The organism is Paenibacillus sp. JDR-2 (assembly GCF_000023585.1).
Lineage (GTDB): Bacteria > Bacillota > Bacilli > Paenibacillales > Paenibacillaceae > Pristimantibacillus.
In genome coordinates this window covers 4,911,680-4,926,598 of sequence record NC_012914.1, presented here as the reverse complement: position 1 = coordinate 4,926,598, position 14,919 = coordinate 4,911,680, and the positions used below count along the sequence as shown (strand labels likewise).

8 protein-coding genes are annotated in these 14,919 nt (G+C 51.7%); 7 read left to right on the top strand and 1 reads right to left on the bottom strand.

What is annotated here, in order from left to right:
* The first annotated feature begins 61 nt into the window (after window positions 1-61).
* From PJDR2_RS21595 to PJDR2_RS21575, 5 genes are all read left to right on the top strand, one after another.
* Window positions 62-1,429, top strand: coding sequence for an ABC transporter substrate-binding protein (locus PJDR2_RS21595; RefSeq protein WP_015845851.1), 1,368 nt, complete (start codon window positions 62-64; stop codon window positions 1,427-1,429).
* A 78-nt stretch (window positions 1,430-1,507) separates the two neighbouring features.
* On the top strand, window positions 1,508-2,392 hold the full coding sequence (locus PJDR2_RS21590) for a carbohydrate ABC transporter permease (protein ID WP_015845850.1): 885 nt from the start codon (window positions 1,508-1,510) through the stop codon (window positions 2,390-2,392).
* Between the two features lie 91 nt (window positions 2,393-2,483).
* Window positions 2,484-3,221, top strand: a complete 738-nt coding sequence (locus tag PJDR2_RS21585; protein ID WP_265525067.1) for a carbohydrate ABC transporter permease — start codon at window positions 2,484-2,486, stop codon at window positions 3,219-3,221.
* A gap of 62 nt (window positions 3,222-3,283) precedes the next feature.
* Window positions 3,284-8,521, top strand: coding sequence for a cohesin domain-containing protein (locus tag PJDR2_RS21580; protein ID WP_015845848.1), 5,238 nt, complete (start codon window positions 3,284-3,286; stop codon window positions 8,519-8,521).
* 96 nt (window positions 8,522-8,617) lie between these two features.
* Window positions 8,618-10,390, top strand: a complete 1,773-nt coding sequence (locus PJDR2_RS21575; RefSeq protein WP_015845847.1) for an S-layer homology domain-containing protein — start codon at window positions 8,618-8,620, stop codon at window positions 10,388-10,390.
* A gap of 54 nt (window positions 10,391-10,444) precedes the next feature.
* On the opposite strand, the gene PJDR2_RS21570 is transcribed toward PJDR2_RS21575, so the two are convergent.
* Complete coding sequence (locus tag PJDR2_RS21570) at window positions 10,445-12,721, bottom strand: beta-L-arabinofuranosidase domain-containing protein (protein ID WP_015845846.1); 2,277 nt, start codon at window positions 12,719-12,721, stop codon at window positions 10,445-10,447.
* Window positions 12,722-12,892: 171 nt separating this feature from the next.
* On the opposite strand from PJDR2_RS21570, the gene PJDR2_RS21565 reads away from it, so the two are divergent.
* Both PJDR2_RS21565 and PJDR2_RS21560 read left to right on the top strand, forming a co-directional pair.
* The gene (locus PJDR2_RS21565; RefSeq protein ID WP_015845845.1) at window positions 12,893-13,738 is read left to right on the top strand and encodes an AraC family transcriptional regulator; all 846 of its coding nucleotides are present in this window, start codon (window positions 12,893-12,895) and stop codon (window positions 13,736-13,738) included.
* A 185-nt stretch (window positions 13,739-13,923) separates the two neighbouring features.
* On the top strand, window positions 13,924-14,907 hold the full coding sequence (locus tag PJDR2_RS21560) for an ABC transporter permease (RefSeq protein WP_015845844.1): 984 nt from the start codon (window positions 13,924-13,926) through the stop codon (window positions 14,905-14,907).
* Window positions 14,908-14,919: the final 12 nt, after the last annotated feature.

Below are 14,919 nucleotides of genomic sequence, written 5' to 3'. Positions count from 1 at the left end.
TACCGCTTTCAACGGCTGAATTCAACCGGTATCCGTTTCGACAAATAGGGGAGGTATATCAATGGTAACGAAGTCTAAGGCAGCGGCCATGGTGCTTATGGCAAGTACTTTACTGGTTTCATCGGCATGCGGAAGCGGGAACAACGCAAATTCCAACCAGCCGTCCAACAATCCGTCGGCCCCGGCAGCAACCACGGAAGATAATAAGGAGACCGCGGCGCCGGACGGCAAAAAAATCAAAATGAGGGTTATCACGATTACGACGGACGAGAATCGCAATAACATCATGGAAAAATACATCAAGCCTAACCTTGCCGCAGCGCTTCCCAATCTTGAAGTCGAGTTTGAGCCCGGCGGCGGCGGCGAGGATATGGCCAACAAATTGAAGACGTTGAATTCCTCCGGGGATATGCCGGACGTATTCTGGAGCGATGCGGGCTACTTTACCCCGCTGAAGAATACGGGCAGCATTCTGGATCTGACCCCTTATATTTCCAAAGACGGCTTCTTGGACAAATATGCGGTGCCGGATGCGTTAAAGCATGTCGATAACGGGATTTACAGCCTCTCCTCCGGAGCCGATACGTATTTCACCCCCGTCATCTTTTACCATAAAGACATGTTTGAAGAAGCAGGGGTGAAGGTGCCGACCACGTTTGACGAGCTGATTCAAACCTCGAAGACGCTCAAGGGTAAAGGCATGGTTCCGGCCGTAACTCCGGGCAAGGACGGATGGGGGCCGAAGCTCTTCATGCTGCAGCAAATGATTCAAATCGGGGACCCGCAGGCGATGGCGGATCTCGTCAGCAACAAAACGGACTTTACCAATCCATCCGTCAAGGAAGGTGCGGCCCGTATAGAGACGATGGTCAAGGAAGGCGTCTTCCCAGACGGCATTGCCAACCTGGATTACGGTCCGGCGATGGAGATGTTTACGTCCAAAAAAGCGGCAATGCTAATGATGTTTACTTGGGAGCTGCCGAATCTGGCAAAAGACGAAACGGTTGATTTCTTCCCGTTCCCAAGCGCAAGCGATAAGTACGATCCTTCGCAGACCGTGCAATTCTGGGGCTCACCGGTTAACGGCTATGCGGTAAACGGGAAAACCAAGCATCCGGATGAGGCCGTCAAGCTTGCCGAATTCCTGGCCATGCAGGATGCGTTGTACTTCGAATCCACGGGAGCGCCAATATCCTTGCAGACCGGCAATCAGGCAAATAACAGAAGCCCGCTTATGCAGAAGTTCGTTGACTGGTATAATCCGATCCCGAATAAAATCGCGTCTTTCGCTCTTAATTCGATAGATGCGAAAACCTCTGCCGAAGTGTCTACGCAAGGAGCGAACTTACTGACGGGCGAATACGCTGCCGAAGATTTCAATACCGCGATGAACAAGATTTGGAGCGAGAATACGTGGTTTAACAAGTAACAAAGAGGCGATGACAGCTAAATCCCCTTCGGCTGATCCCGGGGGGATTTAGACACAAATTAAACGGTGGAGAGAGCGATGAACAAGTACTTTAGCACCAAAATGTCCATATTTGTATTTGCTTCCCCGGCCTTGCTGCTGTTTACCGTATTCTGCGTATACCCCTTGCTGCCGGAGATCTGGATGAGCTTGCATAAGCATGACGGGTTTCGAAATTTGGGATTTGTCGGTTTGGATAATTACAAAGACGTAATGGCTTCGCCTTCCTTTTGGAGCGCCCATAAAAATACGTACCTTATCGTAGGCATCTCCTTATTGCTTGGGCTGCCCTTCTCCATGATGCTTTCGCTTTTTATGGATGCTCAAACCCCTAGGTTTCGCCGCTTCTTCAAGACGGCGGCGATGTTCCCCGCGATCTTGTCGGTCACGGTGGTTGCGCAGATCTGGCTGGCTTTCTACGAACCGAACTGGGGATTGTTTAACAGCATACTCCAATCGCTCGGGCTGAGCTCCTGGACGCATTCGTGGCTGACGGAAAAGAAAACGGTCATGCCGAGCATCGGGGTTACCTTCCTGTGGCAATATATCGGTCTCAACGCGATGCTGTTTTATACGGGAATCAAGACCATACCCAAAAGCTATTATGAAGCGGCCTTGATCGACGGTGCCAATTTCGTTCAAGTCTGTTTGCGAATAACGATCCCCTTGCTGCAGAATGTCATCAAATACGTACTTATTCTGTCCACCTTAGGCTCGATGGCCTTCTACTCGCATGTGCGGGTCATGACGGCAGGAGGCCCGGGCGACACATCCAGGACGGTCATCTACCAGATGTATTATACGGCATTCGATACTTCCGAGTTTGGCAAAGGCACCGCGATCGCCGTTATCTTTATTCTGGAATGCCTCTTGATCTCCTTTGTCATTCAAAGGTACGTAGCTAGGGAAAAACTAGAGTTTTAAGCTAGGGGGGAGTTTTCTGAAAGTATTAAGTCGAGTGTTTTGGGTAGCCGTCGGAGGCACGTTTCTGTTTCCCTTGTACTGGATGTTAACGATGTCGTTGAAGTCCAAAAGCGAAGCTTACGGCAATCCTTTTGGCGTACCGTCTTCCTTGGATTGGCTGAACTTCAGCGAAGCGTTGTCCAAATATCATTTTTATACGTATTTCGAGAACAGCCTGATTTATACGGCGGGGACGATTGTCATAACGCTGGCGACGGGAAGCATGCTGGCCTATTGCCTCAGCCGCATGCAATGGAAATTTAATTCGGCGGTGTTGTTTTACGTATCCATGGGACTGATCGTCCCGATCGAGGTCGTTGTTATTCCTTTATTCCAGCTGGTTAAAGCGCTGCATATCAAAAACAGCTATCTAGGTCTTATCCTGCCGTATTCCGGCTTCGCCATCGCTTCCTGCGTTCTTATGCTGTACGCTTTTCTCCGTTCGTTGCCCAAGGAGCTGGAGGAAGCGGCATGCATAGACGGCGCGAATGTCTATCAGACCTATATAAGAATCATATTTCCAATCGTGATGCCGGCATTGGTTACGCAATGCGTCCTTATATTCATTCGGATCTGGAACGAATTCCCGCTTGCTTTTATTATTGCCTCCAAGGATCAATTTCGGCCGCTAACCGTGGGGTTGCTTGGTTTCTTTGTCAATGTGGGAGTTACGGATTGGGGGTTGATCGGCGCGAGTATGCTGTTATCCAGTTTGCCTATGATTATCGTTTATTTGGTAGGCAACGAGAAGATCGAAAATGCTTTGACAGCCGGGGCTATTCTGAAATAGCCTCGCTCATACCGCTTAGGCAGCCATGTGTATAACATTTTACTTACATCCAAGGAGGTATTATGGAAGTGAGAAAAAGAGCATTCATTTGGGTCATGACTTTCGTAATGGTATTTTCCATGCTGCCCTTATCAAGGTCGGTAGTCTCGGCCGACGGTGCCGCTAGTACTACCCTCTATGTTGCAACGAATGGCAATGACAGCACGGGTGACGGAACCAAAGATAAGCCGTATAAAACGATTGCCAAGGCAAAAGAAGTCGTAAGGACGCTGCCTAAGACCGGCGGCGATATCGTCGTTCAAATTGCGGACGGATACTATCCGCTTAACGAAACCTTGGTTTTCTCCAAGGAAGATTCCGGCAGCGCAAGCAGCACGGTTCGCTATGAAGCGGCACCGGGAGCGAAGCCGGTAATCAGCGGCGGCGAAATGCTGGAAAAGGGCGTATGGACGGAAGCTGTTGGCCTAACCCAGACAGGCGGCTTGAAGGCCTATAAAACGACCCTTAACCGGAGCGATAAGCTGCGCGCGATCTATGTAAATGATAAGCGCGCCAACATGACGACAAGCACGCAGATCGCTTCTTCAAACAGAACCGTCACGGGCACCCCCACCGTCAGCTTTACCTCTGCCGATAACCCTTGGGCTTGGCAGAATGGCAGCAACATTCGGGCCGGCATCGTATTCGATGCCAGCGTAGGTCTGACGACGGAAACGAAAAACCCCCAGAATATCGAAGCCGAAAGCATGGGCGGCTCCACCGCCAGATGGGCGAGACCTTTCGTCACTTTCGCGTCGATTGAGCAAGCACCGGCAGCCAGCAACAAACCCGGCGGCGTCATGCTCCGGTTCCAAATGCCGTATGGAGCGATTTCACAGTCCTTAGGCAATAACACGCAGTACAATCCTGGCAACAATCAAGTCATCCGCAATGCCTTCGAGTTCCTTAACAAACGCGGAGATTTCTATTTCGACCAGGCGGAAAGCACGCTCTATTACATTCCGCTGGCCGGCGAAGATATTAATACCGCCGACGTAGTTGTTCCAAAGCTTGAGACGGTCCTCGACATTAGAGGAATCCCTGTAGGAGATCGGTTGAATCCGATTGAGGGCTCGGATGACGGACGCGTCAAAAACATCACCTTCAACGGGCTGACATTTGCCCATACCGACTACAAACTGTTTGAACTGACGGGCACCTACACGCTTAGCGACGGATCCGGTCCGGTAACGACGAGCTCCCGCGGCTACGCGTCCGTTCAAGGCTCGATCGTAAACAAAGTTTACTTCCCAAGCAGCATTAACTGGCATGAAACGTTCTACCGGGGGTATGACATCCCGCCTGCCGTCGTCATGATCAACGCGGCGAGGAACATTAAGGTTCTGAACGGCGAGATCGGGCTTGCCGGATTTAATGGCATCCATATTGAAAACGATGCCAAGAACATCGAGGTCACGGGCAACTATATCGTGGATACGCTCGCTTCCGGCGTTGTGGTCGGACATCCGCAGCATATCTATGAGAACGATGAGCCGATTAAGCAGGAATCCAGCGTTTCCGTCTCCGGTACGCCAATAAAGAACTGGGCTGGCGTTGATAAAGAAAAATTTGCGGCGGGTACGGAAGCCGTACCGGAAAATATTTATATTACCAATAACTTTTTGTACAGAACCTGCTACGGATTTCCTGGCGCCAACGCGCTAGCCTCTTTCTACACGACGAACATGCAGGTCCTTCACAACTACATTTACGACACCACTTACGGCGCGATGAGCATCGGCTGGGGCTGGGACGAGTACGATGGGTTCGGCTTTACCGCCCAAGGTACGAACAAGACCGGCGGCCCTTACCACGGTACGCATGAAACAAGCGTCGCAAGATCTCCGATCATCTCCACAACCTCAAGAAACAACAAAATAAACTATAACCGGATAGAGGAAATTTGCACGGTCGTTAACGATTCCGGAGCTATCTACTCGCTGGGACGCCAAGGCGATCCGGGTAATTTGCCGGGCGGAGGAACATGGGACACCGTCAATAATTTGACCAATGACCCCGTCACCGATAAGAACAGCAACTGGAATCCCGACAACTGGACGAATTTCACCGAGATGAACTACAACTTCCTTAACCCGAATCCAACCGACAAGCCTACAACCTCCAACAACTGGACAAACGGATTCCATCCCGACGAAGGCAGCACGTTCATCAAGATGATCGGCAACGTCGTGCAGTCAAAGCTTTCCCATGCACCGGGTCAAAGCCGTCTCTTCGAATTTAACAACTGGAAGCGCAAAAGCGACATGATTGCCGTCGGAGGTTACGTGGACGGAACTAACAATCAGAATGGCGCTCCTAGGATTACTTACGACAATTACAAAAGCGAAGCCCGCATTTGGCCGGTTAAGGGCAATGAGATCGTTCTGAATTCGGGTCTTACCAACGAATACACCCATATGATCCCAAGAAGCCTCATTGCGGATACCGAGTTTGAGCTCGCTTCCAATGTCATCATGGGTAAAGGCGAGAAGCTGAACCGCAGAGGCCTGCTGAATGCGCAAGATACGGTCTGGCTCGCCCCCGCGAACACAACGGTCTTCAACGAAGGCAATAAGATGACGAAAGCTGCCGGCAACGAAAAGTCAATCAAAGCTCCTTCTGCCGCGGGTGAATACAAGCTCTATATCCAATACGCAGACGGCAGAGAGACGGCCGTTTCCAAGTATACGGTTTACGTCGACCAGAACGCGTCAGCGATCAATGTGACGGACGGGGAAAATTACGAAGTTTCAGCGGTACGGCCTCTTGAACTGACTTTGAGCAAAGATTACACCTATACGCTTAACGGCAATCCCGTGGCGAGCGGGTACAAAATCGCCACCGAAGGAAGCTGGACCTTGGTCGCCAGCACGCCGACCGAACCGAATGCCATGACCATCCACTTTACCACGACCGTATCGGTGGCCAACAGGCTGCTCCCGGCGGATGTGTCGGTAGCACCTGGCGGGCAAGTGAGATTTGCTATCGATTTGGACGACTCGACTAAAAAGATATGGATTTCCTCGTCGAGCGGCGGGCATTTCGATGGAGGCGACGATGAAACCGTAGCTTCGGGCGATATGCTCGCGATGACCGCCCCAATGCTGCCTGGTCCGTACATTATTTACGTACTGGCGGCAGACGGAGAAGTGCTGAGTCAGTCGCACGCCCGCGTTGTGGTGAGCGATAAGACGCCTGCCGATATTCCTAGAAACGGTCTTGACTTATGGCTAAAAGCCGATGAGGGTGTGGAAAAAGATGGCAGCGGCAACGTAACCGGATGGACAAATATGGGAAGCGTCCCGGCGAAGCTTGTCCCGGCGAGCGTTCCCGGCAGCGGCGGCGATAATCTTGGAACGCCAACCGGCAACCCTGCATTAAAGAACGATGTATACGATTATGTGGATTTTGCCGCGAACTCGAGGCCGCTCAAGGCTGCAGGCTTTAAAGATTATAACGGCAGCACGCAGATGACGATTTACACGCTAGTTAGACCAACAACCACAGCCAACAACTCCAGCGACCAAAACGGCCTTGTTTATTTCGGATTGAACGAGGCTTACCAAACATGGGCTGCCAATGACGGCTGGAGCGGCATTAATCTCGGCGTGGGAACAAACAGAGTTAACATCCGTTTTGGTAACGCGGATGGAGGCGTATCGGGCGGCGGGCAGCAAATTGCGACAACCGCCACGGACGGCCTGGTCAGCGTTCGCGCTCAGCTAGACGGAACCAATAGAGCCGTTTACGTAGATAATAACGTCATCGGCACCCCCGGAACCAATGCGAAGGCGCTTAAAGGGAACAAATCGGATCTAGGCGTAGGCTACTCGATGGCGGCCGCAACTCCTTTCCGCTTCATGGGCAGAGTCGCACAGATTCTGATCTATGACAGGGTGCTGACAGCTGAAGAAGTTTCGAAAGTAGAAGCTTACTTTAACGAGGTCAAAGCCGGCCGCGGCGGTTCCGCGAACCCTGTTACCCCTGTGGCGGTCGACAAAACGCTGCTGACCTCCTTCATAGGGACTGTCAACTACCTGGACGATACGCTTTATACCACCGATTCATGGAACGATTTTGCAAGCGCTTTAAGCGAGGCCCAAGCTGCCGTTGCGAATAGCGGAATCGGTCAGGAAGCGGCGGACAACTCATACTATGCGCTGCGCGGCGCATTCAAAGCGCTTCAACTGTCCGAGGAGCTGGAGGTTTCCGGCGAAGCCGGCGCGACTTCCATTACGACGAAGGACGGTACGCTGCAAATGATGGCAAGAGTGCCTGCCGTATGGTCGGTAACCGCAGAGGACGGTTCGGATACCAATGCGGCGATCATCAGCGAGACGGGATTGCTGTCGGCCAAAAAGAACGGCGTCGTGAAAGTAACGGCGAAAGCCGTCGGCTCCGGTTTGAGCGGCAGCGCACGGATTGCAATCAGCGGTCAAGAAGGCGCGTTGCTGAGCGGACCGGCTTCCGTCGTATCCGGGGAAGCATTCAAATTGAACTTTGGCTTGAACAACTTGACATCCGACGTTTACGCGATCGATCTGTCCGTTCGTTACGACCCTGCGAAGGTGGAATACGTGTCGGGCATCTCCCTGGTAGACGGGTTCTCGATCGTGCTTGACCAGGAAGGCGCTTCGGGCGAGGGTGAAGCCAACATCCGGTTCCTTGCGGCCGGCGCGGGCCAGGCAATTTCCAATACCGACAACCTGCTGGAGCTGAGCTTCAAGGCCAAAAACGTTGATGCGACTGTCGAGCTTAACGCCATAACGGTGGAAAAGGTCATCATCTCGGACGGCATTACCGAAACGCCGGTAAGCTCGACCAGCCATAATGTAGTGATCGAGGTTACCGACAAGACGGCTCTTAGAGCGGCGATTGCCACGGCCGACAGCCGCTTGACCGGCGCGATAGAAGGTTCTTTCCTTGGACAATACGCATCTGGCTCGAAAGCGCAGCTGCAAACGAAGCTGGCCGCAGCCAACGCCGCGCTGGCTGATCCGACTCTGTCCCAGGCAGGAATCGGAGAAGCGGCAGCGCAGTTGACGGCAGCGATATCCGAATTCGACGGATCGCTAAAAACGCTGTCCGGATCAAGCGTGTTGACGATTGGAGATTTGGCGGTCATCGGAAGATATTACGGGCAAAGCAGCACGGACGTCAATTGGCCGCTGTACAAGGCGCTAGGCATTACAACGCCGCGTCCGATCGGGGTGCAGGATCTGGCAGCGGTCGCGTACCGCATCATGGGAAATTCGCAGTAAACGAATCAGGTCCATCATTTAACGATAGGCGAAGTTGTTCGGGAGGAGGCGCTGACGCGCCTTCCTCCCCTATCCATTTGGAAAGGATGTTGGCGAATGCTACATACAAAGAGGATGACGGGGCTGAGAAAAATTCAATTCGTCTGCTTCAGTCTTTTGCTGGCCGGCTCGATTCTGTTAAGCGGGTTTTCCTTGGCGGCTGAAGTCGCTTACGCCGCTTCGTCGTACACGCTTTCCGTTTCGAACAACGAGCCGGTCGCCGGCCGTGAAGTCAGAGTCCAGGTGATCGGTCAGGAGCTGTCCGATGTATACGCGACAGAGCTTCAAGCGACGTTCGACACCGATCATTTGCGATTCAAAAGCGCATCCAGCGACCGATTCGGTTATGCCGTTGCGCCTGCCGTGAAAGGCAGCCAAATTGTTTTGGCGTTTACGAAAGTCGGACCTGTATCCGGGGAGTCCGGAACGGTCGTGCTGGCGGAGATGGTCTTTGAGGCGACGGCAGCGGGAAGCGGCACGGTTGAGCTGAAAAAAGTAAAAACCGTGGACAGCGCCATGAACGTCGCGGATCAGGACGCAAACGCGATTGCAAACTTGAAGGTGGTCTCGGCGCCGAGCGATCCGGGCCCGGGCACCAACCCGGGAAGCACGGGCGGCTCCGGAGACGATAAGCCTGTCGTCATAACCGAGGAAGGCGGTAAAGTCGTTATCAAGCCGACGCCAAAAGTCGATGGCTCGACGGGCCGTGTCGTATGGAAAATCGACGAGTCCACCTGGTTGAAGGCTGTCACCAAGGCGACGGCGGCGGGCGGAGGTCTCAAAAAGATTCAATTGGCATTGACAGGGGTGCCCGGCAGCAAATCTCACGCGTTGGAACTGCCTGCTGTCGCGTTCACGGCTACCGCCGAGGGTGTGCAGATCGACATTTCCACGCCGCTCGGGACGGTAACCGTGACGAGCAGTATGTTCCCGAACGGCAATCTGCCTAATGGCAATATCGAATTTCTCATCGAGCAAGCCGACACCGGCGGATTGGATGACAAACTGCGCGCGCAAATCGGCGGCCGTCCCGTTATCGATTGGAGCGTTCGCAGCGGCGGACGGGAGATCGAATGGAGCAATCCGAACGCGCCTGCGACGATCAGCATCCCTTATAGTCCGACGGCGGAGGAAAAGGCCAATCCGGAGCATATTACGATCTGGTATATGGACGCACAAGGAAACGTCTTTGCGGTACCTAGCGGCCGGTACGATTCGGCGACGGGGTCCGTGTTGTTCCAGGCGACGAATTCCGGCAAATACGCCGTCGTTTTCGTGCAAAAGACGTTTAATGACCTGGGTAAATTCGCTTGGGCCAAATCGGCTATTGAAGTGATGGCTTCCAAAGGGATCATAAGCGGCGTATCCGCGACCGAATATCGGCCGGGGGCTTCCGTAAGCCGGGCGGATTTCGCGTTGCTGCTCGTCAGAACGATGGGCTTGCAGGGAGCGAAGGGCGAGGCATTTTCCGATGTGGCGGCTGACGCGTATTATGCCGAAGCGGTAGCTGTTCTGCGCGGCATGGGCATTGCTACGGGCACCGGCGACAATCAGTTCCGTCCAAACGATGCCATTTCCAGGCAAGATATGATGGTGCTGATCGCCAAAGCGCTCTCGTTCGCGAATAAAGCCGTACCTGCGCCAGCGGAACCGTTAAGCGGGTTCAAGGATGCCGGCAGCATCGCCGGATACGCGCAGGACAGCGTTGCCGGACTGATTCATGCGGGGCTCGTGAGCGGGTCGAATCAGAGCATCAATCCGAAAGCGTGGACGACGCGGGCGGAAACGGCCGTGTTGATGCATCGCCTATACCATTATTTCTATAAGTAATACAAGCGTTTAAAAAAGGACGCCTCTGGTCTAATGCCAGAAGCGTCCTATTCATTATTTTTCATCATTCGTATGTTTGATTGTCCTTAGAACGCCATAAATGCCGTTTATCTTCCCATTCGGAATAAATTTAACGGTTACGGATGTTTTGCCTGCTATTAAAGCATAGGGGAGCTCAAACCGTTTTTCATAGAAGCTTCTCTTCCATACGTCTGGAAAGTTCTCGGTCGCCAGCAGCTTATCGTCGACGTAAATGTCAAAGCTTCTGTTCGTATGCATTCGGTTAAAGGTAACCGCTAACGCTGCATCCGGCTGGATCTTCATCCGGTAGCTGAACCATCCCCCGGCTTCCGCCATTCTTCCGTTTAATCCTTCCCACGTACCGCCATGCGTGCGCTCGCCCTCGATCCGATGCTCCAATTCATATTGATCATTGCCCGCTTGAACGGAATCTATCGTTGATTCTTTTAATCTGCGTTCCCGGTCCACGGCCTCCGTATGCTGCCGCAATTCCTCGGATTCATCATCCAGGAAGCTCCAATAAATACCGTATCTTTCGTGGTGCTGCAGATAATGGGGAGTAAAGATCAACCGTTCGTCCATATCCGTATTTTTCAAGGCAAAGGCCAGTTCATTCCCAAGACGGACGATATGCTTATCGAAGTGGCTGAACCAATCCTTAACGCTCATCCCTTGAGGTACGATATAATCCTTAACCGCTATCCTTCTTGTCGCGATGTTAACGATAACCCCGGTTCTTGATTCCACCATATCTTCCTTGCCAAGCGCTGCGCTTAGAACGATAGGACCGTATTGCAGGCCAATGACATGTGGAGCATCCGGCAGGGATGAGAAAGAAACCTTCATTGGAATACGAGCTTCTATTGTATCCCCGTCCTTCCAGATCCGGTCAAGAACGACATACTGCTGCTGCACAGAAGCAGGTACCGTTTCCCCATTAAGCAAGATGTCGACTTCTCCGGCTGCCCAAGAAGGGACACGAATATGAATAGCAAGCCGTTTGGGACTATCCGTGCCTACCGTGAAATGGACAAGATCACTATGCGGCAGCGAAGTCGTCTGCGTGACAACGGTTTGCTGCTCCGTCCAATCCAGTCTGCTGCTGTAGAATTGATTGACGTAAAGATTATGGTCCAAATGGAAGTAGATGCTGTCATTCAGCTTGGTGAAGCTCTCCATTCCCGTACCCGTGCAACACCAGAAATGTTCAAATGGCGAGCTGTAAATTTTGAAGTAACCGGTGGCCATCGGCTGGAAATACATCGTCATGCCGGTCTCCGGATTTTGCGAAGAAAGAATGGCATTAATATACGTTCTCTCGTAAAAATCCGCGTATTTGCTGTTTTGCGTGAGCTTGAACAGCTCTTTCGTCAGCTTCAGCATATTATAGCTGTTACAGGTTTCGCAGGTGACGTCCGAGCGCTTGCCGTCCAGAATATCCGGTTCTCCGAAATGCTCGCATTCGCTGTTGCCGCCAGTGAGATAGCTGTGATGATAGACGACCGTATCCCAGAAGTTAACCGCCGCTTCCAGGTAGCCGCGTTCGCTTTCGCCAAGCGTTAAATAACGGTTCAAGGCACCGATAAACTTCGGAATCATGGTATTGGCATGCTTCCCTTTCAGTACATCCTTTCCTTCCCGAAGCGCTTCAAACAAGCTGATCTCGTCAAATTTGTGAGCGGCTTCCAGATGAAGGTTGTTGCCGGTGAGCTTGTACAGATCATACATGCAGTCGTTCATGCCGCCGTATTCGACCGCCAGAACGGTAGCCTGAAGTTCCTCCGACCAGGAACAGGCACGGTCCGCAACCCAATCGCCTAGGCGGCTCACAACCTCGTAAGCTTGCTGCAGCTTGGTCGCCTGATAGACGGCAATTAGCCCGGCAATGATTTTATGCATGGTATACCAAGGAACCCACGCCGGCTTTCGGTTCTCCACATTGTCAAACAACGTCTCTGGAAAAGCGGATAAATAACCGTTCTCCTGCTGTGCTTCAGCCAGCTCCGCAACCAGGTATTTCAGTTTCTCCAGCAGCCCGGAATCCTGCGTTTGAGCATAGGCTTGGGATACGGCCGTTAAGTAATGACCTAACGTATGCCCGCGGATTTCGGTATTCTCCCAGCCGGGATACTTGTCCGCTTTTGGCTGCAGGCCGCTAGTCTCCCTGAATCCGGCAAGCAGCCGGTCCACGTCATAGCTGCGCAAATAATCCAATTCTTTCTGAAAGGCGTTCGTTTGGTATTCACTGTACAACTTCACCCGGTTCAGCTCAAAATGGTTCAAAGCCGTACTGCCTGTTAATGCCTTCATGAACATCATCCTCTCGCGAATATGATAAAAGCTTATTACTAGCTGGCGGTCCCGGTAAATGGCGTAAGGTTTGATTATGTGTCAAAAAGGAAGTTAATTCGCAGGGATCTATCCGATTTGTTTGATTTATTCTACAATGAGGTGTAAAAAGGGCAGAAAGGGTGGTGTTTCATGACCAGCTTCAGCTTCCGCGTAGATCGGCCGGTAACCCTGGTAATGACCGGGAAATTTGTGGCACCAACTCCGGAGTGGAGGCACATGCACCGCATGCTGCACGAATTTGAGCTGTTTATTCAAACCAGAGGTACGTTATATATAGCCAAGGACAACGAGCGCCATATCCTGAACGAGGGAGACTTTCTGCTAATGCCGCCGGGTGCTGAGCAAGCCGGTTACAGAGAGTCTGACTGCAGCTTTTATTGGCTTCATTTTGCGGTTCAGGACGGTTACCAGCTCGAAGATCATGATCCGGGCTATGAGCCGGGGAAGGTATGGATTCCGGAGAAAGGGACGCTCAGAAGCCAGGATAAATTGATCGTATTGCTCAAGCAGCTGCAGGATTCCGTCCGCAGCTACCGGGAGCAGACACTCAACAATTATTTGACCACCGGAATATTATGCGAGTTGTATAATCAGCTTTATTTCATTCAGAACCAATCGGGCAAAAAGTTAAAGCAGCAGCAGCTTTATAACGACATTGTGGATTATATCAAGTGGAATCGGCAGGAGAGTCTGAAGGTCAGCCAATTGGCTGAGCATTTTGGTTATAATGCCAAGTATTTGTCCTTTCTTTTCTCTGAGATTGCAGGAGTTCCATTGAAACAATTTATGCTTCAGGAGAAGATGGATGCCGCCAAATCGCTTTTGGCCGATACCAATCAGAGTATTAAAGAGATATCGCAACAGCTTGGTTACCCGGATAGTCATCAGTTCATGCATAGCTTCAAGAGGATTACGGGATTAACCCCAACGGACTATCGCAATGCCTATGCCAACCGGCTTCTATTTTACAGATAAACCGAAGCGATAGAGTGGCGCGGCCGACCGCTGGCGACAATGGCTGGAAGTTATTAAGACAATCCACTTTATAGCGTGGATTGTCTTTTTTGTAGCGATCTTAAAAAATGACAACGCTTTCTTAAAAATGTTGGCTTTCGACGGCTTGGTCCCGGCGGGTACACTGAAACAAAGGAGGCGCAGTTATGGAGTTGGGTACTCGGGTAACGGGAACAACGGGAAAAACAGAAGCACGAGCACAGTTATGGAAGCGGTTTAAAAAACAAAAAACGCTGCACCTGTTCGTTGGGCTAGGCATGATTTTTTTGCTGGTTTTTGCCTATACGCCGATGTTCGGCATTCTAATGGCATTTAAGCAGTATTCCATCTCAACCGGAATTAAGGGCATTTTTACGAGCGAATGGGTGGGGTTGAAGCATTTCAAGGAATTCGTTAACGACTACCAGTTCGGGATGATCGTTCGAAATACGCTGGTCTTGAGTCTTTTGAAAGTCTTTTTCGCTTTTCCGGCTCCCATATTGCTTGCCATTCTATTGAGTGAAGTGAAGAATGCGCAATTTAAGCGTTTTGTTCAAACGGTCAGCTATTTGCCCCATTTCATTTCGTGGGTTGTCGTCGCAGGGATCGCTTTCGCATTCCTGTCTACGGATGTCGGGATGGTCAATAAGGCACTTTTAGGACTTGGTTTGATCGACAAACCGCTTGACGTACTAACAAATCCCAATTACTTCTGGGGCTTCGCGACGGGAAGCGCCGTATGGAAGGAAATGGGCTGGTGGACGATTATCTTCCTGGCCGCTATAGCGGGCATCAACCCGTCGCTGTACGAAGCCGCGCAGATCGACGGAGCGGGCCGCTTGGCTCGAATTCGGCATATAACGTTTCCCGGAATGAAAGGAACGATCGTGGTCGTGCTTATTCTGACAATCGGAAGCATTCTGGGCGGAGGGTTGGTCGGCTCCAACTTCGAGCAGGCTTTCCTGTTCGGCAACAGCATCAACAATCCAACCTCGGAGATCGTGCAAACCTATGCGTTTAAGGTCGGATTAAGAGACGGAAGATTCTCTTATGCGGCATCGATCGATTTGATTCAATCCGTCATTTCCGTCATTCTGATTTTCTCCAGCAACTACATTGCCAAACGCACTTCGGGTTCAAGTCTATTCTAGGAAAGGGGAGCC